General features: G+C 65.6%; 18 protein-coding genes and 2 tRNA genes. 5 read left to right on the top strand and 15 right to left on the bottom strand.

Features of this window, described 5'->3' with window-relative positions; genetic code table 11:
• Positions 1-93: 93 nt before the first annotated feature.
• The 3 genes from RCAP_RS12795 to lon form a co-directional block, all read right to left on the bottom strand.
• A tRNA-Val gene (locus tag RCAP_RS12795) sits at positions 94-168 on the bottom strand.
• 19 nt (positions 169-187) lie between these two features.
• A complete protein-coding gene (locus tag RCAP_RS12790; protein ID WP_013068293.1) occupies positions 188-634 on the bottom strand; it encodes an HU family DNA-binding protein in 447 nt (148 codons plus the stop codon).
• A gap of 135 nt (positions 635-769) precedes the next feature.
• On the bottom strand, positions 770-3,181 hold the full coding sequence (gene lon, locus RCAP_RS12785; protein ID WP_013068292.1) for an endopeptidase La: 2,412 nt from the start codon (positions 3,179-3,181) through the stop codon (positions 770-772).
• Between the two features lie 413 nt (positions 3,182-3,594).
• Here lon and RCAP_RS19650 point away from each other — a divergent pair, with 413 nt between their 5' ends.
• Positions 3,595-3,732 carry a hypothetical protein gene (locus RCAP_RS19650; protein WP_013068291.1) on the top strand — a complete coding sequence of 46 codons (138 nt, stop codon included), beginning with the start codon at positions 3,595-3,597 and terminating at the stop codon, positions 3,730-3,732.
• 21 nt (positions 3,733-3,753) lie between these two features.
• Here RCAP_RS19650 and RCAP_RS12780 read toward each other — a convergent pair whose 3' ends face one another.
• Positions 3,754-5,094, bottom strand: a complete 1,341-nt coding sequence (locus tag RCAP_RS12780) for an ATP-binding protein (RefSeq protein WP_013068290.1) — start codon at positions 5,092-5,094, stop codon at positions 3,754-3,756.
• A gap of 39 nt (positions 5,095-5,133) precedes the next feature.
• Here RCAP_RS12780 and RCAP_RS12775 point away from each other — a divergent pair, with 39 nt between their 5' ends.
• On the top strand, positions 5,134-6,009 hold the full coding sequence (locus RCAP_RS12775) for an MBL fold metallo-hydrolase (protein WP_013068289.1): 876 nt from the start codon (positions 5,134-5,136) through the stop codon (positions 6,007-6,009).
• On the opposite strand, the gene RCAP_RS12770 is transcribed toward RCAP_RS12775, so the two are convergent.
• Both RCAP_RS12770 and RCAP_RS12765 read right to left on the bottom strand, forming a co-directional pair.
• On the bottom strand, positions 6,006-7,694 hold the full coding sequence (locus RCAP_RS12770) for an ABC transporter permease (RefSeq protein WP_013068288.1): 1,689 nt from the start codon (positions 7,692-7,694) through the stop codon (positions 6,006-6,008). The two genes, RCAP_RS12775 and RCAP_RS12770, sit on opposite strands and share 4 nt — an antisense overlap.
• An 8-nt stretch (positions 7,695-7,702) precedes the next feature.
• Positions 7,703-8,716 carry an extracellular solute-binding protein gene (locus RCAP_RS12765; RefSeq protein ID WP_013068287.1) on the bottom strand — a complete coding sequence of 338 codons (1,014 nt, stop codon included), beginning with the start codon at positions 8,714-8,716 and terminating at the stop codon, positions 7,703-7,705.
• A gap of 481 nt (positions 8,717-9,197) precedes the next feature.
• Between RCAP_RS12765 and RCAP_RS12760 the strand changes: the two genes are divergently transcribed.
• Together RCAP_RS12760 and RCAP_RS12755 are read left to right on the top strand one after the other, a co-directional pair.
• Positions 9,198-9,272 (top strand) — tRNA-Asn (locus RCAP_RS12760).
• An 86-nt stretch (positions 9,273-9,358) separates the two neighbouring features.
• A complete protein-coding gene (locus RCAP_RS12755) occupies positions 9,359-10,783 on the top strand; it encodes a site-specific integrase (protein ID WP_013068286.1) in 1,425 nt (474 codons plus the stop codon).
• A 191-nt stretch (positions 10,784-10,974) separates the two neighbouring features.
• On the opposite strand, the gene RCAP_RS12750 is transcribed toward RCAP_RS12755, so the two are convergent.
• The 9 genes from RCAP_RS12750 to RCAP_RS12710 form a co-directional block, all read right to left on the bottom strand.
• Positions 10,975-11,724, bottom strand: a complete 750-nt coding sequence (locus RCAP_RS12750; RefSeq protein ID WP_013068285.1) for a phage antirepressor — start codon at positions 11,722-11,724, stop codon at positions 10,975-10,977.
• A 389-nt stretch (positions 11,725-12,113) separates the two neighbouring features.
• Positions 12,114-12,248 carry a hypothetical protein gene (locus RCAP_RS20070; protein WP_013068284.1) on the bottom strand — a complete coding sequence of 45 codons (135 nt, stop codon included), beginning with the start codon at positions 12,246-12,248 and terminating at the stop codon, positions 12,114-12,116.
• Between the two features lie 95 nt (positions 12,249-12,343).
• On the bottom strand, positions 12,344-12,799 hold the full coding sequence (locus RCAP_RS12740) for a hypothetical protein (protein WP_013068283.1): 456 nt from the start codon (positions 12,797-12,799) through the stop codon (positions 12,344-12,346).
• Complete coding sequence (locus RCAP_RS12735) at positions 12,796-13,005, bottom strand: hypothetical protein (protein WP_013068282.1); 210 nt, start codon at positions 13,003-13,005, stop codon at positions 12,796-12,798. Before RCAP_RS12735 ends, RCAP_RS12740 begins: the two co-directional genes overlap by 4 nt.
• 91 nt (positions 13,006-13,096) lie before the next feature.
• Positions 13,097-14,020: a hypothetical protein gene (locus RCAP_RS12730; protein ID WP_013068281.1), complete on the bottom strand. Its 924-nt coding sequence runs from the start codon at positions 14,018-14,020 to the stop codon at positions 13,097-13,099.
• Between the two features lie 957 nt (positions 14,021-14,977).
• Complete coding sequence (locus tag RCAP_RS12725; RefSeq protein ID WP_013068278.1) at positions 14,978-15,325, bottom strand: hypothetical protein; 348 nt, start codon at positions 15,323-15,325, stop codon at positions 14,978-14,980.
• A 25-nt stretch (positions 15,326-15,350) separates the two neighbouring features.
• Positions 15,351-15,587, bottom strand: a complete 237-nt coding sequence (locus RCAP_RS12720; RefSeq protein WP_131618315.1) for a hypothetical protein — start codon at positions 15,585-15,587, stop codon at positions 15,351-15,353.
• A gap of 232 nt (positions 15,588-15,819) precedes the next feature.
• On the bottom strand, positions 15,820-16,485 hold the full coding sequence (locus RCAP_RS12715; RefSeq protein WP_013068276.1) for a recombinase family protein: 666 nt from the start codon (positions 16,483-16,485) through the stop codon (positions 15,820-15,822).
• 568 nt (positions 16,486-17,053) lie between these two features.
• Positions 17,054-18,526, bottom strand: coding sequence for a reverse transcriptase domain-containing protein (locus tag RCAP_RS12710; protein WP_023925646.1), 1,473 nt, complete (start codon positions 18,524-18,526; stop codon positions 17,054-17,056).
• A 594-nt stretch (positions 18,527-19,120) separates the two neighbouring features.
• On the opposite strand from RCAP_RS12710, the gene RCAP_RS12700 reads away from it, so the two are divergent.
• Positions 19,121-19,399 carry a hypothetical protein gene (locus tag RCAP_RS12700; RefSeq protein WP_013068274.1) on the top strand — a complete coding sequence of 93 codons (279 nt, stop codon included), beginning with the start codon at positions 19,121-19,123 and terminating at the stop codon, positions 19,397-19,399.
• Positions 19,400-19,857: the final 458 nt, after the last annotated feature.

Here is a 19,857-nt window from a genome sequence, read left to right as displayed (position 1 = left end):
CGCCCCCAAGGCCCGCGGCCTGGGGGTTTTGGCGGTAAACCGGCTTCGGACAGGAAAAAGGCGCTGGAAACTTTCCAGCGCCTTTTGGAATGATGGTGGGCGATAACGGATTTGAACCGCTGACATCTTCGATGTGAACGAAGCGCTCTACCGCTGAGCTAATCGCCCGGTGGAGCGGTGTTTAGCCTCACTCCTCGGCATCCGCAAGGGGGTCTGTCGCGGAATCTTCGTCCTTTTTCGCATCTTCCGGCAAAGCCATCCGCCGCAGCTTCACATGCAGGATCTCGCCGCCCGACTTGCCGACCGCGCGGGCCACCGAAATCTTGCCCAAAGGCGGCAGAACCAGCGTCTCGCCCTTCGCCAGCGCCTCGCCCAGCACCGCCAGCACCGCCTCGGTCAGATCGCGCGCGGCGGGCTTCTTGGCGCCGCTGCGCAGCACCACGCGCTCGACGAAGTCCTTTTTCTTCACCTGCACCCGCACCGCGACCGGGGCCGTCTCGGGGGCCGTCTCGGGGGCCGCCTCGGGTGCGGTCTCGGGTGCCGCTTCGGGCGTCGTCCCGGGTGCGACCTCTTCGGGCACCGGCTCCGGGTGCACGGCCTTTGCCGCGGTGGATTTCTTCGTGGATTTGCGCATCTCGGCCCCATCGGTTTGCTGTCACGCCAAGGTTAGGCCGCAACGGCGCAACAATCCATGCGGTGCAAGGCCGGGCCCGGAAAAAACAACGCGCCCCCGCAAGGGGGGCGCGTCAGAGCCCGTTTCAGGGGCAGATCAATGCGCCGTGGCGCCCGCCGCTTCGGCCTTGGCAGCGGCCCGGGCGGCGGCGGCGGCTTCCTCGGCGGCCTCGTCCCATTCCACCGGCTCGGGGGCGCGCACCAGCGCACGGGTCAGAACCTCGCGGACATGGGTCACCGGGATGATCTCCAGCCCTTCCTTGACGTTGGCCGGGATGTCGGCCAGATCCTTTTCGTTTTCCTCGGGGATCAGCACGGTCTTGATGCCGCCGCGCAGCGCCGCCAGCAGTTTTTCCTTGAGGCCCCCGATCGGCATCGCATTGCCGCGAAGCGACACTTCCCCGGTCATCGCGATGTCCTTGCGCACCGGAATGCCGGTCAGAACCGAGACGATCGAGGTCACCATCGCCAGCCCGGCCGAGGGACCGTCCTTCGGCGTCGCGCCATCGGGGACGTGGACGTGAATGTCCAGCGTCTCGAATTTCGGCGGCTTCACCCCGATTTCCGGCGCGATCGAGCGGACATAGCTCGACGCCGCCTCGATCGATTCCTTCATCACGTCGCCCAGCTTGCCCGTGGTCTTCATCCGCCCCTTGCCGGGCAGTTTCAGCGCCTCGATGTGCAACAGATCGCCGCCGACCGAGGTCCAGGCCAGACCGGTGACGACGCCCACCTGATCCTCGGCCTCGGCCAGACCATAGCGGTGCCGCTTCACGCCCAGATAATCGCCCAGCTTCGCCTCATCGACCGTGACCGATTTCACCGCGCCCTTGGCCTTGAGGATCTCGGTCACCGCCTTGCGGGCGGTTTTCGCGATCTCGCGTTCCAGGTTCCGCACCCCGGCTTCGCGGGTGTAATAGCGCACGATATCCGACAGCGCGCCGTCGGTCAGGGTGAATTCGCCCTTCTTCAGCCCATGCGCCTTGACCTGCTTGGGGATCAGGTGCTGACGGGCGATCTCGGATTTTTCGTCCTCGGTGTAGCCCGCAAGCGAAATGATCTCCATCCGGTCCAGAAGCGGCCCGGGCATGTTGTAGCTGTTCGCCGTGGTCAGGAACATCACGTTCGAGAGGTCATATTCGACCTCGAGGTAGTGATCGACGAAGGTGCCGTTCTGTTCCGGGTCGAGAACCTCCAAAAGCGCCGAGGCCGGATCGCCGCGGAAATCATGCCCCATCTTGTCGATTTCATCGAGCAGGATCATCGGGTTGGTGGTCTTGGCCTTTTTCAGCGCTTGGATGATCTTGCCCGGCATGGACCCGATATAGGTGCGCCGGTGGCCGCGAATCTCCGATTCATCGCGCACGCCGCCAAGGCTGATGCGGATGAATTCCCGCCCCGTCGCGCGGGCAACGGACCGCCCGAGCGAGGTTTTGCCGACGCCCGGCGGACCGACAAGGCACAGGATCGGCCCCTTCAGCTTGTCCGACCGCGCCTGCACCGCCAGATATTCGACGATGCGTTCCTTGACCTTTTCCAGCCCGTAGTGATCGGCATCGAGCACCTTTTCGGCGCCGATCAGATCCTTCTTCACCCGGCTTTTCACGCCCCAGGGCAGATTGAGCAGCCAGTCCAGATAGTTGCGCACCACCGTCGCCTCGGCCGACATCGGGCTCATCGAGCGCAGCTTCTTCAGCTCGCCCTCGGCCTTGTCCTTGGCTTCCTTCGACAGTTTCGTGCGGGCGATCTTTTCCTCAAGCTCGTTGAGCTCGTTCTGACCGTCCTCGCCATCGCCCAGCTCGCGCTGAATGGGCTTCATCTGTTCGTTCAGGTAATATTCGCGCTGCGTCTTTTCCATCTGCGACTTGACGCGCGACTTGATCTTCTTCTCGACCTGCAGGACCGAGACCTCGCCCTGCATCAGCCCGTAGACCTTTTCCAGCCGCTCGGAAATATCCAGCGTTTCCAGCAGCTCCTGCTTGAGCTTGACCTCAAGCCCGAGATGGCCCGAGACGAGATCGGCGAGCTTGTCGGCCTCGCGGGTTTCGGACACCGCGGCCATCGCCTCTTCGGGGATGTTCTTCTTGATCTTGGCGTAGCGTTCGAATTCCTCGGCGACCGAGCGCAGAAGCGCCTTGATCGTGTCGCGATCGCCCTCGACCTCGGTCAGGGTTTCGGCCTGCGCCTCGAAGAAGCGGTCGTTTTCGACGAAATCGGTGATCCGCACCCGGCTTTTGCCCTCGACCAGCACCTTGACCGTGCCGTCGGGCAGTTTCAGCAGCTGCAGCACATTGGCGAGCACGCCGACGCGGAAGATCCCCTCATGGGTGGGGTCGTCGATCGACGGGTCGATCTGGCTGGCCAGCAGGATCTGCCGGTCGTCGGCCATCACCTCTTCAAGGGCGCGGACGGATTTCTCGCGGCCGACGAAAAGCGGCACGATCATGTGCGGGAACACCACGATGTCGCGCAGCGGCAGGACCGGATGGGTGGAGGGGAGTGCGGTCATTGTCTGTCCTTGTTTGCGGCGAAAGGCACTGGTCCCGCGATTGGCAACCCGTCCCTTCCCATGCCCCATATCTAGGGGGGGGGGAGGCACAGTTCAACTGCGCCGAACCGACAGCCCGCCCCGCCGTCATCAAGTCTTCACACTGCGGCAGAACGCCCCGCATCGCAAGCCCGGCTTGGTTCGAATGCGCGACAACCCGCACAGCGGCGGCCTGCGCGCGCCTTTTGCGCCGCCAGCTGACCTTTTGCGCCGGGCGGCGGGCGAAAAACCGCCGCCGCGCAGACCGGGGGTTGAAGCGGCTTCGGTCCGAACCTTACCCTGAGGTTGCAAGAATCGGTCCCGGGCGGGCGGGCGGGGCAGCGTGGGAGCGCGGGCGTGATGAGCGATGCGAAGCCAGGCCGGGATCTGCCGCCTTGTCAAATTCCCCTCCGGTCGCGCCCTCTGACGAAAAGAAGGTCGCGGCGCCCGGATCGGCCTCCGGCTGGTGGATCCTGCCCTCGGTTCTGGCCGGGGCGGGGATCTGGGTCGGGCTTTTCGTGCTGATCCTCTAGGCCGATCCGCTGATGCGGCGCCTAAAGCGGCAGCGACAGTTCCGCCGCCAGCCCGCCCAGACGCTTGCCCTCGAGCAGGGTCAGGCTGCCGCCATGGCCGCGGGCGATGTCGGCGGCGATCGCCAGCCCCAGCCCGACGCCCTGACCGCGGTCCTGATTGCGCGCGGGATCCAGCCGGGTGAAAGGCCGCATCGCCTCTTCGCGCCGCTCGGCGGGGATGCCGGGGCCGTCATCCTCGATCACCAGCCGCAGGCTGCGCGGGCGCACCGTGACCGAAACCTCGGCCCGGGTGCCATAGCGCACCGCATTGCCGATCAGGTTTTCCAGCGCCCGGCGCAGCGCATCGGGGCGCAGCACCGCCTGCACCGGCGCATCGGGGCAGGCCACCAGCTGCACCGGCTGCCCGGCGCGCACGGCATCTTCGACCACGTGCGCGACAAAGGCGCAGATCTCCACCCGTTCGGGCTCGCCCGCCATCGCCTCTTCGCGCGCGACATTCAGGAAGGCGTCGATCATCTTGCCCATCTCGGTCACGTCGCGCGCCATCGCGGCGATCTCGGCCTCGGTCTCGGGCTCTTCGGGCAGCATCGAAAGACCCAGCCGCAGCCGGGTCAGCGGCGTGCGCAGATCGTGGCTGATCCCCGACAGCATCAGCCGGCGGCTTTCGGTCTGCCGTTCGATCCGGTCGCGCATTTCCAGAAAGGCCTTGCCCGCCGCCCGCACCTCCAGCGCGCCGGTGGGGCGATAGGGCGCGACCTGGCCCTTGCCGAAGGCCTCGGCGGCGCGGGCCAGCCGCTGGATCGGCCGCAACTGGTTGCGCAGAAACAAAAACGCGATCAGCGTCATCAGCACCGAGACGAAGACCATCAGCACCAGCAGCTGATGCGGATTGGAGGCCGAGACCCAGATCCGCGGAAAGCCGATGTAAAGCGGCCCGTGCCGCGTCGCGACCCAAAGCTGCACCCGCCCGCCCGCGGTCAGATCCAGCGCGATCATCCCCGGCAGGCCCGCGCGCAGCGTCGATTGCACGGTCAGCCCGGTGAAATCGGTGATCTCGCGCCGGTCGGCGGCGGGAACGGGCCGGGGCGCGGGCAGGTCCAGCTGCAGATCCAGCGCCTGTGCCAGCTCGGCCATCCGCGTCGCGGCCTGGGCCTGGGTCTCGGCGGTCTCGGCGCGGTCGATCACCAGCGCGATCTCGCGCAGCATCGAGGTGGTCATCTGCTCGGTCACGCGCTCGAAATGGCGCTGGATGAACACGACCGAGACGACCAGCTGGATGGTGACGACGGGCAGGATCAGGATCAGCGCGGCCCGGCCGTAAAGACCGCGCGGCAGGAAGTGTTTGAGCCAAGCGAAATTCATGCCACAACCTAGCCCTGACAGCGGCAGAGGGGAAGAGGGATGGAGGATCTGGAACCGGGCGTGCGGCGGCTTGTGGCGCCCAACCCTTCGGCGCTGACGCAGCGGGGCACCTGTTCCTATGTGCTGGGTCGGGGCGCGGTGGCGGTGCTGGATCCCGGGCCCGCCGATCCGGGGCATCTGCGCGCGCTGCTCGACCGCCTTGCCCCGGGCGAGCGGGTGGCGGCGATTCTGGTCAGCCATGCGCATCTCGATCATTCCGCGGCGGCGCGGCCGCTGGCCGATCTGACCGGGGCGCCGGTCTTCGCCTTTGGCGATGCGGCGGCGGGGCGCTCGGCCGCGATGCGGGCGCTGGCCAAGGCCGGGCTGGCGGGCGGCGGCGAGGGGGTGGATGCGGGCTTTCGCCCCGATGAGACGCTGGCGGATGGCGAGGGGCTGGCGCTGGGCGACTGGTCGGTGACGGCGCTGCACACGCCGGGGCATTTCGGCAACCACCTGTGTTTCGCGATGGGCGAGGCGGTCTTCACCGCCGATGTGGTGATGGGCTGGTCGACGACGCTGATCTCGCCGCCCGATGGCGATCTGGAGGCTTATTTCACCTCGCTTGACCGGCTGGCGGGGCAGGGGGCGCGGGTGTTCTATCCCGGCCATGGCGATCCGGTGCCCGATCCCGCGGCGCGGCTGGCCGAGCTTGCGGCGCATCGGCAGGCCCGCACGGCGCAGATCCTGCAGGCCCTGACCGAGGGGCCCGCGACGCTTTCCACGCTGACCGGACGGGTCTATGCCGATACGCCCGCGGCCCTGCACCGGGCGGCGTCGCGCAATCTTTTCGCGCATCTGGTGGCACTGGTCGGGCAGGGCCGGGTGGTGGCGGATCCGGGTCTGGCGGTGACCGCGGTCTTTGCCCGCGCCGGTTAGGCGCCCCGCCGCTGCGCCAGCCGCGCCAGCGCGATCACCGGCAGGATGCCCACGGCGACGATGGCAAGGCCCGCGATGGCGCCGTCTTCGTGGCTGCCCCGCGCCGCCTCGCCATAAAGATGGGTGGCCAAGGTCTCGACCCCCAGCGGGCGCAGCAGAAGCGTGGCCGAAAGCTCCTTCATCGTGTCGACAAAGACGAGCAGCGCGGCAGCGATCAGGGCCGGGCGCAGAAGCGGCAGATGCAACCGGCGCAGGCTGGCCGCCGGACCATGGCCCAGACTGCGCGCCGCCTGATCGAGCGCGCGCGGGATCTGCGCCAGACCGTTTTCGCAGCCGCCCACAGCGATCGCCAGAAACCGCACCAGATAGGCATAGCCCAAAGCCAGCCCCGAGCCGATCAGCACCAGCCCGGTGCCCTGACCCAGAGCCGCCCGCGCCGCCGCGTCGAGCAGCCGGTCCAGCGCCCCCACCGGCACCAGCACGCCCAATGCCACCACGGTTCCGGGCATCGCATAGCCAAGGCTCGCCAGCCGCCCGATCAGCGCGCCCGGCCCGCCGGGGCACAGCCGCGCCGTCAGCGCCACCACCAGCCCCCCCGCCACGACCGCCACCGTCGCCGCCGTCGCCAAAAGCAGCGTCGCCCGCATCTCGGCGCGCAGCTGCGCGGAAATCCCGGTCTCGGCGATCCGCGTCACGGCCTCGGACAAAAGCCAGGCCAGCGGCACGCCAAAGCCCAGCAGGACCGGCACCAGCCCCAGCCCCAGCGCCGCAAAGCCGCGCAGCCCCGTCAGCCGCACCGGCACCAGCGGGCGCATCCGTTGCGCCCCGCCCGCAAAGCGCTGCCTGCGCCGGGCGAAGCGTTCGAGCGCCACCAGCGCCGCCACCACGGCCAGCATGACCAGCGCGATCTGCGCCGCCCCCGGCAGGTCCGAGCGCGTGACCCAGGTGGCATAGATCGACACGGTCAGCGTGCGCACGCCCAGAAACTCGGCCGCGCCGATGTCGTTGAGCGTCTCCATCAGCGCCAGACTTGCCCCCGCCGCGATCGCCGGACGGGCCAGCGGCAGCGCCAGCCGCCACAGCAGCCCCCGCCGCGTGCAACCCAGCATCCGCCCGGCCTCCAGAAGCCCCGCCGCCTGCATCGCGAACATCGCCCGCACCGGCAGGTAGACATAGGGATAAAGCACCAGCCCCAAAAGCAAAATCGCCCCCGGCATCGAGCGGATGTCGGGCAGCCGGAACTCCCGCGGCGAGGCGTAGCCCAAAAGCGCCCGCAGCCCGTCTTGCAGCGGGCCGAGCGGATGGGTCACCTCCAGATAGACGAAGGCGATGATGTAACTTGGCACGGCCAGCGGCAAAAGCAGCGCCCAATCCAGCAGCCTGCGGCCCGGAAAGTCATGCGCCGCCACCAGCCAGGCGAGCGTGGTGCCCAGAACCGTGACGACGATCCCGACCCCGGCCAGCAGGATCACCGTCTGCCCCAGCGCGGGCGCCAGCACATAGGCCCACAGATGGCCCCAAAGCCCGTCCGAGCCCTGCGCCGCCTGCCAAAGCAGCGCCGCCACCGGCGCCAGCACCAGCGCGGCGATGCCGCCCGCCGCCCAAAGCCAGATCGACCCGCCCCCCGGGAGGGGGCGGGGGCGCAGGCGCCCGGGCAGGCGCGGGGCCAGATCGGTCACGGCCATGGCCGGGCTCAGTTGTCGAAACCGACCTTGTCGACAAGCGCGCTGGCTTCCTTGCGGTTTTTCACCACCTCGGTCAGCGGCAGCGGATCGACCGTCAGCGTACCAAAGGCGGCGACGATCGGCGCCAGCTCCGCCCCGCCCTTGACCGGATATTCGAAATTCGCCTCGGCATAGAGTTTTTGCGCCGCATCCGAGGTGAGATATTCGAGCAGTTTCACCGCTTCGGCCTTGTGCGGCGCGTGTTTCGCAATCGCCGCGCCCGAGATGTTCACATGCGTGCCGCCGTCCTTGAAGCTGGGCAAAAGCACGGTGATCGCCTCGCCCCAGGCCTTCTGCTCGGGCTCTTTCTCGTTCGTCCGCATCAGCCCGACGTAATAGGAATTCGCCACCGCGATGTCGCAGATGCCGCCCAGGATGTCCTTGGCGCCGTCACGGTCGCCGCCGCCGGGCTTGCGCGCCAGATTGGCCTTGAGCCCGGTCAGCCAGGTCTCGGTCGCAGCGCTGCCGTGATGCGCCAGATAGGCGGCGAAAAGCCCGGTGTTGTAGGGGTGCTGGCCCGAGCGGATGCAGATCTTGCCCGCCCATTTCGGATCGGCAAGTTCTTCATAGGTGATCGCGGTCAGGCCCAGATCCTTGGCGGCATAAACGACGCGTGCCCGCATCGACAGCGCCACCCACTGGTTTTCCGGGTCGCGCAGCTCTTTCGGCACGGCGGCCAGAACGGCTTCGGAGTCAATGGCTTGCGTCAGGCCCTTGGCGGCCAGATCGGCCATGTTGCCGGCATCGACCGCCATCAGCACATCGGCGGGCGAGGCCGCGCCCTCGGCCGCGACGCGCTCGGCCAGCCCGTCCTTGAGGAAGACGGTGGTGACGGCGATCCCGGTTTCGGCGGTGAAGGCAGAAAGCAGCGGCTCGACCAGTTTCGGCTCGCGCGAGGTGTAAAGATTGAGCTCGGCCGCCGCGAGGGGCAGGGGGGCAAGCAGGGCCGAGGTCAGAAGCAGGGCGCGCGGGGAAAGGGTCATGGCAGGGCCTCCGGGGCTGGAAAGGTCATGTCGCCCGCTGTCGGGCCGGATCGGGATCGCATGCATGACTAAATCCGTCAAGAAATAAATATGAGTATTTGCCTCAGCTTTGTGTCGGGCCCGGCGGGTGTCCGCCCCGGCGAGACCCGGTCGGCCCGACGGGCGAGGGCGCGATTCGCCGCGCGCCCCGCTGCGGCGCCGACGGGGTCATCGCCCGGACAGGAAACGTTTTCGTGAACGGCCGGGGCGGAGGGCTGCGCGCGCGGTTCCCGCGGAGGACCCGGCGTCGGGGCGCGCAGGCGATTGCGGGCGCGATTGCCCTTTTGCCCAAGGGACGCGCCCGTTTCCCCCGCCTGACGCCGAGAGGGGCGGTTGATGAAGATGACAGGAACGGTCGATGAAGACATGTTTCCGGGCGACGAAAAAAACGTTGCCCCCCCCTTGCACCCCGATTCAGCCGCCGCTATACACCCCCTCGTGTTCCGGCGTAGCTCAGCGGTAGAGCAGTTGACTGTTAATCAATTGGTCGTAGGTTCGATCCCTACCGCCGGAGCCATAATCCCAAGTTGAAGTCCTGAATATCAAGGATTTCAGTGACTTTGCGTCCCTCTCGGTGCACATTGCGGCACACGCGAGGCACACATGGGAATGGTCTTGAAGCATGTAGAGCGCACCAAATCGGGAAGCTGGCAGTATCGCCGGAGAGTTCCCAAAGAGGTCGCATCCGTAATCACCAAGCGCGAGTTCAAGCGCAAGCTGGGTGATTCTGAGAAGGCCGCTCTGGCCGCCTATCCCCGCTACCATGCCGAAGTTGAGCGCGAGATTGCCGAGGCCAAGCGGCGGCTTGCCGGGGCTGCGGCTGCGTCGTCGTCGGAGGCGTCAGACCGGGCGGCCTATGCCGAGGCGCTGCGTCGTCGGGCTGACCTGATCGAGCGCGGCGCGACGGAGGGAGAGTTAGAGCTTGCCGCCGACTCACTGGCCGATAGCTTCCCGCAAGACCATTTTGAGCCTATCGGGGTGCCCCCTGTGGAGCGCCATACGATCAACCTTTTGCGCCTCGGGCCGAAGCGATACCCCGCACCCGCTGCGACGCTCGAAGACGCAAAGCGGCTCTATCTCGAAGAACGGGCCAAGAGCGGCGAAGCAGAGGAGGCACTGGCGCGGTTTGCTGGGCAGGTCGAGCGGATCGTCGGCCACGTCCGCGCTGCCCTCGGGTCTGATCCGGTCCTTGTTGACCTGACGCGTGATGATGCGCGCAGGGTCCGCGATTACATGCTGTCCCGGTTCAAGGACAACGGCGAGAAGATCAGCCCCGCGTCGGTGGCGCGAGACATGAACGGGCTGAAAGCCGTGATCAACTTCGCGGCCACTGAGTTGCCCCTTCCGGCGACCTTTCAGAACCCGTTTAACAAGCTCACTCTGGGCACCGTGCGGGGCCGTGCGTCGGACGGGGAGAAACGTGACCCCCTTCCTGCAACTGTGCTGCGGAAGGTCCGTGAGCGGATCATGGGCCACGCCAAGGCCGACTTGGGGCTGATCTGGCGTATCCTTGAAGGGACCGGATGCCGCCTTGCCGAGGTCACGGGGCTGCGGGTCGAAGACGTGGCGACGGGCGGGGAGTTCCCGCATATCAAGGTCACATGGCACGAAAACAGGCGGCTCAAGACCGAAGCCTCTCGCCGGTCTGTGCCCCTCGTCGGTGACGCTCTGGAAGCCGCCAAGGAGGCCCTTAAGCTGCCCCGGCAGGGCAACCTACTGTTCCCGGACTATGCGTCTGAGCGGGGCGCTGACGCGGCCTCAGCGTCGTTGATGAAGCACCTTCGCACCGTGACCAAAGACCCCAAACACGTTGTCCATTCGCTGCGGCACAACATGAAGGACGCCCTCATTCTGGCCGAGGTGGCGACACTGGAACAAAACCTGATCCTTGGTCACGCCCTCGGGAGTGTCGGGGATCGGGTGTATGGGGGCGAGGTGGCGAAACTGCGGCAGACCACGAAGGCGATGAAGAAGGCCCTCGGGGTGGACCTGTCAGAGGTTGATAGTCAGCACCCAGGGGAGGAATGAGGGGGAGGGGGAGTGAGTGGGAGGCGCTATCGGGACGCTGGTCATACCCTCGCCTAGTCGCTCACTTTGAGCATCCCATACATGTTAAGTAACATGTAAAGGGGGGCCCCCTCCTGTAGTGCGTCCTAATTGATTCGCAGGTGCCCGGAGGGTGCAAACCTCTCTGTCAACCCCCTCCTTCCTTACACCGTCTAGGCCCTGTTCTGAGCCTTGACCTGGGCCAGATAGGCGAAGCCCTTGGGGGTCACCACGGGGGTCGTGCGGACGCGCCCTCGGGGGTCCGTATGGGTCCGCGTGTCCATGTAGCCGGTGCGCAGGGCGTATGCCGTGGCCTGACGCCCCTTGCCCTTCGTGACCCACTTGCGATGTTCAAGGAAGCCGTAGAGGTCCACCCGCTTCGCTTTCAGGGCCTTGGCGGCCTCGGTGACGGTCATAGACCCCGTGGCCTCTGCGATGACCGCGAAGGCGTCGGCCTTGGGCTTGGCGGCCTCATACATCGCCTTGAACCCGTCCGCTTTCGCTTGCAGGGCGGCCATGACGTGCATCGTCGCGGCAGCAAGGCCAGCCTCGGTGGTCACGTCAAAGGCTTCTTCGCCGCGAACGTAAGAGCCGGTCTTGCGGATCGTCGGCAGCACGGTCGCCGTGACCCATTTGCGGAAGGCTTTCGCCTCGGGCCGTCGCGACCGCAGCACGAGAGCATAGAGGCCGCTTTCCGAGATGATGTTTGTCGTCTGCGCGCCGCCAAGGGACTGAACATTATTCAGGGCCTTTTCATCGGGGTCGAGGCTCAGGAGTGCTTTCGTCACGTTGTCGAGGCCCAGCACGTCGCACACGTCGCGGGCAATGAACCACGGTTCACCGTCGATGGTCACGGTGCGCACCGGGCGGGCGCTTTCGGTGCCCTCTGCGGGCTGGAATTGGAAGGTCGTCAGTTCGTTCATGGGTTTCCTTTCTGTGTGGTGGTTATCGGGGTCCATTCCCCGGCATGACGCCCCCGGCAGCCCCACCACGGGCACCCGAAGGGCCGGAAAGGATCAGCCGAACGGGTCGCGCAGGGGCGCCATGCGAGAGAATGGAAGGATAGGAGAAGAGCGCCCGCCCGTTCGGATCATCCACCCAGCGGCGGGCCGTCACCCCCGCACGCATCGGCAGCCGAGGGGAAATCTCGACACAAACGAAGCTGGCAATGCGAAGGCTAGGTGGATGATCGGAGCGGGCGGCGCTCAGGACTCACGGAGAGGCCCGCACAGGGGCCTTCCGGGGTTTCAGGTGGGCTGCCTATGGCAAACCTAGACGGCCCCTTGGCGGGCCTGTGGGTGAGTCGGTGGGCCTATCGCTGCCCGCCCGTGGGGTCGATGACGAACCCGGCAGGTGTCCCGTCGCCCTTGTCGTCGCCCTGGGGACTGGCCTTGCGCGCGGCGATGACTTCTGCCGCCTCTGCGCATTCGCGCTGCGCCTTGTCCATGAGTGCCCGCGTCTCCGGGCTGATCCAGCCGGGGGGACTGACCAAGCCCTTACCGGCGACCCATACGGGGACCGGCGTCAAATCAACGCTGCGGCTCACTGAGAGGCCCCCATGCCGAGGGTGCAGGTGGGGTACCGCAAGAGGAAGCGCACCACGTCACGGGGCGCGCTGGCGGCTCTGGCGATGGCCGCAACGGCCTTCCGGTCGGCCCAAGAGGGGCGCGTTCCGGTGTCCCGTTCGTGGGCTGCGATGGCGTCCCTTGCGCGCTGCATGGGGTGTCGGGGCGGCTCTTGCGCTTGGCGCTGGGCCTCGGCCAGATAGTCCCCGATGGCCTTGGCGATGACCGCCGCTTTGATGATCCGATCCGCGCTGGCACAGGCTTCAATGAGGTCATGCACGGCACGGGCGACAACCGCGCCTTCGCTGTCGGACATGGCGTCCGCGTCCGGGTCCCCCCGGAGCGTGTCGAATTGCGCTGTCAGCTTGGCCGGGTCGATGCCGAAGGCGGCGGTGAGGTTCAGAAGGCGGGCGATGGGGTGTTCTGCGTTCATTTCAGGATGGTCCCCGTGGTGCACATGTCGGTGTAAGCTGCGCGTTCGGCTGCGCGCTCTGCTTCGATGGCGGCGGCGGCACAGGCGCGGCAGGTGGTGTCATTGCCTCGGGCGCGGGAGGGCAGCACGGGCGGGGTGAAGGTGGCCCCGCAGCCGGGACAGATCGCGGTTGGCAGGGGCGGCATGGTGTAGATTTCAGCAGTCATTGTCGGGTTTCCTCTGGGTGACGGTAGAGAATGACGAAAGGGCGCCCCCGCGGTGGTCAACGGGGGCGCTAGTCAGTGTTCGGGGAGAGCGTCAGACGCGGACAAGGGCCATGCGGACCGCAGCGCCGTAACTCATGGTCGGCTTGCCGGGGATCTTGACCAGCCATTCCCCGCGCTTCTTGTCGAAGTCGATGCACTTGCGCTCGGCGGCGGGCATGTCCGCGACCATCTGCATGAAGCCCTCGGGGTCGGTCTTGGGCAGCATGGCGAGGCGGTTGACCGCAGCCCGTCCGAGGTCCGCAAGGCTGTCGCTGTCCTTGGACAAGGTATGATGGCGCGCTTGGCGAAGCTCGTCATCGGTCAGCATGTCCTGCAGCAACGCCACGGAGGCGCCCACGGGGGCCAGCACTGCGTCAGCTTGGGCGACGTATCCTTGGTAGACCTGTTTCACCATGACCGGCGTGAAACCTTCGGGAAGTCCTTCCTCGGGGATAACCCCCGTCTCGACTGCATCGCTCAGGTATTTGTCCGTCACCTCTGCGCCCAGCGCCTTGTCGGCACGGTCCAGAATGTCCCCGGCGACCTTGGCCCGGTGCTCTGCAACGGTGCGTTCCTGCGGCTTGTCTTCGGCCGCCTCAGTGGCCTTGTCGCTGCCCCGCTGGGGGTCCGATTGCGGACCTTTGGGGGCGTCGTCAAAAGGGAGCTTATCGCCCTCCTGCCAGGTATGCGGCAAGAACCCGGCAGCTTTGGCGGCGGCAATCGTCGTCTCACCGGCGCCGGGAATGCGGATGAAGCCGGGGCGGTGATGTTCGGCATAGCCGGTCGGGACGCCCAGCGTCTTGCTGGCGCTCTTGACCTCGGCAACTTGACCGCCCCGGATGATGACTTCGTGACGGTCGGAGGTGATGGCGGCAGGTTGGAAGCCGTTGTAAGGTGTGCTGCGGCGGGCGGCGGCGGCTTCATCGGCCATGCGGACGGCCTCGGCCTCGGTAAGGTGGATGGTGTTCTGGCTCATTGTGTCGTTTCCTCTTGGGATTGTTGATGTTGTTTGACGGGATGAGGGGGACGGACTTGGGGTGTCCTGTAGTAAGGGGAAATTGGACGGACTGGCCCGCTCCTGTGGTACGTCCTAAATGGGTGGACTGTTCCTGTAGTGCGTCCTAAATGGGTGACCCTGAGAGGCTCAAAGATTGCCCCTAGGCGCGCCTTCCGTTTTCCCCTAGGGGGATATGGGGCGGGAGAGGACGGCGCTGTGCGGGCGTATTTGAAGCATCTGCGGGCTTGCGCCCGTCGCCACCTTCTCCCGACGATACCCTCGAAAACTCCGAGGGTTCAGGGCCGGACCTCTGGGCGCGGAGGATGAGCTTGTAGAGGCCGCTTTCCGAGACGAGGTTGACCGTGTGGACGCACTTACCCTGAAAAATTTTCAGGGTGTTCGGGAAGCTAACGTCAGAAGTTTTGACGTTAGACCGGAGGCTGTGTCGATACCCGGCCGGGAACATGATCTCAATTTGAGACCCTGTTCCAAGATCGGAGCGAGAAATCTCACTCACCTCGTCGCCATTGAGGAAGCGGCGGGAATTTCCCACCAATACTTTTGGGGGAAGCGCCGTCTCGTCGGATAGTTTTAATCGGAGTAAAGGTTACGTCCTCGGGGGGACGGCCCCCGTAGGGGACATGTGACCAAACGCAGCGTCATTGCGCTTGATCGCCGCCCGCCCGCCTTCCCTCCCCAGAAACTTTCTGGGGGCAGACGGAAGAGCGAATTTCGCGCTTCTGTAAGTCCTCAAGTTGAGGACATGCGCACCCCACGAATTTCGTTGGGTGTTCACCCCGCAAACTTTGCGGGGTAAATGCCCCTCGGCACCCCTTCAACTTGAATGGGAGACGCTAGCCGTGGCCCGTGCGGAAAGCAGAAGGCCCCGCCGAAGCAGGGCCTCTTGTTGCTCTGATAGATGCCGGAGGGGCGATCTTACGCCGCTTCGTCAAACGGCCCCTTGGCATGGTCCCGGCCCTGCCATTGCGCCGCGTCGGGGGCGATCTGGACGCCGCAGCCGAATTGCAGCTCTGCAAGCTTCGCCATGACCATGCGGGCGGAAAGCGGCATTGCTGGGCTGCGGGGCATAGGTGCTGCCGCCTCACCCCGCGCAAACCCCTCGGCAAGGTCATAGAGAAACTCAGCGGTAAGGCGGGCGGTGTTCATGGCGACGATCTGTTCGCGGCTCAGGCGGTGTTCCCCTGCGATCTGGTCAAGGCGGTCCCCGGCAGCGGCCAGAAGGGCGTTCAGGGTGGCGGCTTCAGGGGTCGTGGTGGTGGTCATGGCGGTTTCCTATCGGTTGGCTGTGTCAGTGCTTGGCGGCGTTCTGGAGGGTTTCGACGGCCTTCATGGCCCTAGGCAACGAGACGGCGGCGGCGCGCAGAAACTGACGCGCAATGTCTCCATCCAGCCGCCCCGCCGCGACTTCCTCGGCAATGGTCAGGAGGTGGCCGGAGGATTGGATACACGCTGCCAAGGCGCGGTGTGCGCTAGGTGATCCATAGGGGGTTACGCCGTGGTCCTTGGCTTGTTCGAACAGGCCCATGGCGTGGGTTATGGCGGCTGTCACGGTGGTGTCCCTTGCGGTTTGTTGACGTGTCCCTTTCATAACGTCGCGGTGCAACCTAAGGAAATCACGTTATAATCCCGCAATGGGCACATATGGGCGCAGCTTTCTGTGACTTCTTACGCTGCCTCAGGGGGTTGTCGCGTGGTCACAAAAGCTGCCGCTGAAACAATCGGAGAAAACACACAGATAGGGTGACGGTGAGTGACATTTATGCAACACTATCCAGCCGGTCCAGCACCCGCTTGACCTGCGTTGCCGTCCACGCCCCGCCCCGCGGTGTCGCGATGCCAGCCCCGCCAAGGGCCTCTGCGATCTGCGCCAAGGTGGCCCCGGAGGCGCGCATGGGCTGCACTATCGGGCGCACCCGTTCGGCAAAGCTGCGGGCGTCCCGCTGGATAGCCTCATTGCGCTTGCCGGTGGCATCACGCAGCCCTCCTAGCTTCTGACCCCGGGCCTTCGCCTCGGCAAGCGCGGCCTTGGTGCGCAGGGAGATGAAGTCCCGTTCCTGTTCCGCCAGCGCGGCATAGATATGAAGCTGGAACTTGTCCGCGTTCGGCATGGAGGCCACCCGCAGCTTCACCTTGGGATCATCCATAAGCGCGGCGATGAAGGACACGCGGCGGGAGAGGCGGTCAAGCTTGGCGACCAGCAATTCGGCCCCGGTGCGGCGGCACAGGTCCAGCGCCTTGTTCAACTCTGGCCTGTCGTTGTCCCGCCCCGAGGTCACGTCAAGGAACTCGCCCAGAACCTCAAAGGGCGTCTCGGCATAGTTGGCAAGGTAAAGGTCAACGTCTCGGCTCTGGGCCTCAAGCCCTAGCCCGGAGCGGCCTTGTTCTTCGGTGCTGACACGGCGGTAGATAACGAACTGGCGCACGGCTGCGGCCCCCTGTTTGATCTGTCGGAACCAAGGTGGGGCAACAAATATCAAATGTCAACGAACGTTGTGAATGTAAATTGACTGAGCCGGGAGGCGGACACCCATGCAGTAGGGACGCCTATTTGGGTGCCCTTGGCTGCACCGGGAGAGGTGCCGGGGTGGCGGGAGGGGCGGCGCTGGGGCGGCCTCGGGAGCGTGCTGGGCGACCTGAACGGGCCCAGGGCGGGCGGCCACCGGGGGGGGGCTGCGCGGCTGCACTTCGGTCGAGGTGGTGGCTCGGATTTTTCCGCCAAAATATGCGGCCCTGATCGCTTTTGCGGCTGGCGCTTGCCGTGCGGGCGGCCTAGTCTAGGCACACAATCGAAGCACGTCAGGCACACACGCATGATGGCCGGGCTGGACGGGCGGTCAGCTTAAGCCCTGATATTAAAGGACTAATCGGCAATTCTGCCGAGTTGGGTTTAATCCCTCCGCGCCTACCGCCGGAGCCAAGAAATCAAAGACTTGCAGCCCACGAGGCTCCTAAGACGGGAAGCTAGGACGGAAGGCGCCTGCTGGGAGCCGCTCAAGCAGCGGTTTTGGCGGGCGCTTTGCGTTTGGCTGCCGCCGTGACGATGGCCCCGGAAACCCTTGCCTTCATGAAGTCATCAAAGCCCCGAGCCTGCTTCAAGATGCGGTCGCCCTTCGGGCCGAACGCCTCTGCCGAGCGCTTGAGGTATGAGTAGAACGTCCAACTGCGGTAGTCGTCTGTCAGCTTCTCCTTCTTCACGCGACTGAAGCGCTGCGAGAACAGAGAGAAGTCGAACGCACGAATCAGGTCCCCGGCATCCATCGCCGGGTTTGCCTCCACATGCCGCCGCCCGTCCCGTTTGGCCGCCCCGGCGACCTTCCCGAAGAAGCGGGAAATGGTGCTGTCGCGCACATAAACGCAGCGCCCATCGTAGCGGAAGCCAAGGTACTCAAAGCCATTCTTGGCGGGTTCGTCCGGGCGCTGCGCGAGGTGTTGGAAGCGCAGCGCCCCCGCAACACGCTCAAACTGTGCCACGCAGGTCTTGCTGTCCTTGATCCGCAACTCGGGGCCGTGGTTCAGCATCTCCGCCGTGGCGAAGGCGACGGCGGCGCTGGCCTCGCTGGCACCCCCGGGCAGGATCAGGAGGATGTCGTCAGAGTAGCGCATGTAGCGCCCACCCCGGGCGCGAGCATAGGCCGCCATGACCACGTCGAACTCCAAAAGGTAGAAGTTGGCGATGAGGTCTGAAATCGGCGCCCCCTGAGGCACACCATGGGGCTTGTCGTTCTTCTTGATGATGGACGGATAGGCAGGGTCCCCGCCGCATATCTTCGCCCGGAAGTCAGCATTGGAGCAGAGCTGCTTGGGCATGTCGCGGTAGGGCCGCAGGAAGCCGTCGATCATCTCCCCGTTCCGCTCCCGCAGGCCGAAGTAGCCCAGCCGCCTGTAGGTGGTCCTCTGGTCAACGAAGTGGTACTTGGTGATATTCTTGAAGACTGCATAGTGGTCGGGCGGAAGCTCAGCCACGCCCAGCAGGTCGCACCAGATTTGCTTGATGCGCCGGTGGTCGAGGTTCTCAAAGTAACCCTTGATGTCGAGCGCGACGGCAACGCAGTCGCCCAGCCGGTCAATCTCGTCAAACGCATCCTTGGCGAAGTCTATGTTGCACTTCCCGCCGCCCAGTCCCGACTTGGAAACTTGGCGGTAGGCAATGGGGCAGTCCTCAATGCCCAAGGTGCGAAGCCTCGCCTCATAGAGGCGCGACAGCTTCCGCCGGTAGAATGCGAAGATGTACGCATCGCGCCGGGCGCCGTACCGGATCGGGCGCGTCTTCTTGTCAGGCTTCGCTGCGTCCGCAGAGCGGTACGGCTGCCATGACTCCTCATAGAGGAAGAACGGGTAGAACGAATTGGCCGCAACCCTCTCTGGCGAGGTGACAAGGCGGCGGATTTCCCTCAGCGAGAGGGGGGCGTCAAAATGGGGGTAGTGCTTCAGGTCCTTGGTGGTGAAGTCGAACTCGTCTTGCATGGCCCTCCACGAGTGGGGACGGAGCATTGGGTCAACGCACTGACCCTTAACATCTCCGCCCCCGCCGTTCTGCGGTGTGCGTTCGTCTTTGACGTGGTCGTATACACTGTGACGCACCTGGCAATGTGGTATTGCCGGATTGCCGCAACGCCGCCCGCGTGGCTGGCGAAAGGAGCCCGAATTATGGAACTCGCGATCTGCACCGCCCCGGAAGCTGGCCTTGACAGTTTAAACACGTAACTGGCGCCCGCCCTTCTGGGAGCCATACCACCAATATGGGGCCGTGAAGCCCTCAGCACAAGACCCGCGATGTTCTTTTTGTGTTCCCGCGTCGCCCCGAGCGCCAAGCCACATCTTGCGGTTGACAAGTGGCAGGGTGGTGCCAATATCGAGGCTGTCCTGTGATAGGAGCGCCCGACCTCGGGCCACGCCACGGCCCGGGGGCAGGACCGGAAACCTTGAGCGGCCTGCCGAGAGCAGCACGCCAGATGGCCCGAACCAGATTCACCATGAACACCGAAACCCGGTGCTGGTGTTTGTTGGTCGGGCGGAGCCCCCCACGCGCCAGTGCCCTATCCCTGAAAGGGGCGCTCAATGGCCTACACGAATGTTGAAAACTTGGATGACGCGCTTGCCGTGCTAAATGGCGCGCACCGGGCGTTCCGGCCCGACTTCTGCCAGATCACCCGTGACGATGATGGACGCGGGATCACTGTCGATTGGGGTGGTGGATACGCAACCCGTGAAATCAACGGCGCGACCACGGTCGTCTATCGCGCCATGATGACGGTGAACGGCGCGATGAAGGCTGACCCGGCCCTCCGCCTTGTCGTGGATCACAAGGGCTGGTGGGTCGCCATCCGCGCCGCCTGACCCCCGCCGCCCGGCGTGAGGTCGGGCGGCGATTTCCCCATCATCAAGGATACAGAAATGGAAGCTGTCAGCTTTGACCGCGCGACGGCGCGTGTCTTCAACCGCCGCCCGGGCGGGAGCCGCCACATCGCCTATCAGGATGGTGCTGGATCCATCTGCCTCTGTGCGCGCGGTGCCGGGACACAGCCCAAGATGGCCGAGGCTTCATGATTGCTTTAGGGGATGCCCAGGTGGTCGAGTTTCTGAACCTGATCGCGGAAGGGCAACGGGGTGCCATCGACGCTCGCTTGCAGGCGATATTCAACCGTCTGATCGGCTGATCGGTAGGAGCCGCGCGGGAACGTCTGCAGCGACGCCCGCCACCTCGGCCCTGCGGCAGACGTGCGCGAAAGCAATAGCGAGGTTTGGTGGATGCTTGGGCGGGTGATTCTGGCAGGGGTAACGCGGGGTAACAGATA

This window comes from Rhodobacter capsulatus SB 1003 (genome assembly GCF_000021865.1).
GTDB lineage: Bacteria > Pseudomonadota > Alphaproteobacteria > Rhodobacterales > Rhodobacteraceae > Rhodobacter > Rhodobacter capsulatus_B.
This window is presented reverse-complemented; position numbering and strand designations above follow the sequence as displayed.

Excerpts from the sequence above, each read along its gene's own strand:
- RCAP_RS12780 (WP_013068290.1), bottom strand. The coding sequence starts at position 5,094 with ATGAATTTCGCTTGGCTCAAACACTTCCTGCCGCGCGGTCTTTACGGC.
- RCAP_RS12775 (WP_013068289.1), top strand. The coding sequence starts at position 5,134 with ATGGAGGATCTGGAACCGGGCGTGCGGCGGCTTGTGGCGCCCAACCCT.
- RCAP_RS12770 (WP_013068288.1), bottom strand. The coding sequence starts at position 7,694 with ATGGCCGTGACCGATCTGGCCCCGCGCCTGCCCGGGCGCCTGCGCCCC.
- lon (WP_013068292.1), bottom strand. The coding sequence starts at position 3,181 with ATGACCGCACTCCCCTCCACCCATCCGGTCCTGCCGCTGCGCGACATC.
- RCAP_RS12750 (WP_013068285.1), bottom strand. The coding sequence starts at position 11,724 with ATGAACGAACTGACGACCTTCCAATTCCAGCCCGCAGAGGGCACCGAA.
- RCAP_RS12765 (WP_013068287.1), bottom strand. The coding sequence starts at position 8,716 with ATGACCCTTTCCCCGCGCGCCCTGCTTCTGACCTCGGCCCTGCTTGCC.
- RCAP_RS12740 (WP_013068283.1), bottom strand. The coding sequence starts at position 12,799 with ATGAACGCAGAACACCCCATCGCCCGCCTTCTGAACCTCACCGCCGCC.
- RCAP_RS12720 (WP_131618315.1), bottom strand. The coding sequence starts at position 15,587 with ATGGGCCTGTTCGAACAAGCCAAGGACCACGGCGTAACCCCCTATGGA.
- RCAP_RS12790 (WP_013068293.1), bottom strand. The coding sequence starts at position 634 with ATGCGCAAATCCACGAAGAAATCCACCGCGGCAAAGGCCGTGCACCCG.
- RCAP_RS20070 (WP_013068284.1), bottom strand. The coding sequence starts at position 12,248 with ATGGACAAGGCGCAGCGCGAATGCGCAGAGGCGGCAGAAGTCATCGCC.
- RCAP_RS12755 (WP_013068286.1), top strand. The coding sequence starts at position 9,359 with ATGGGAATGGTCTTGAAGCATGTAGAGCGCACCAAATCGGGAAGCTGG.
- RCAP_RS12725 (WP_013068278.1), bottom strand. The coding sequence starts at position 15,325 with ATGACCACCACCACGACCCCTGAAGCCGCCACCCTGAACGCCCTTCTG.
- RCAP_RS12710 (WP_023925646.1), bottom strand. The coding sequence starts at position 18,526 with ATGCAAGACGAGTTCGACTTCACCACCAAGGACCTGAAGCACTACCCC.
- RCAP_RS12730 (WP_013068281.1), bottom strand. The coding sequence starts at position 14,020 with ATGAGCCAGAACACCATCCACCTTACCGAGGCCGAGGCCGTCCGCATG.
- RCAP_RS12735 (WP_013068282.1), bottom strand. The coding sequence starts at position 13,005 with ATGACTGCTGAAATCTACACCATGCCGCCCCTGCCAACCGCGATCTGT.
- RCAP_RS12700 (WP_013068274.1), top strand. The coding sequence starts at position 19,121 with ATGGCCTACACGAATGTTGAAAACTTGGATGACGCGCTTGCCGTGCTA.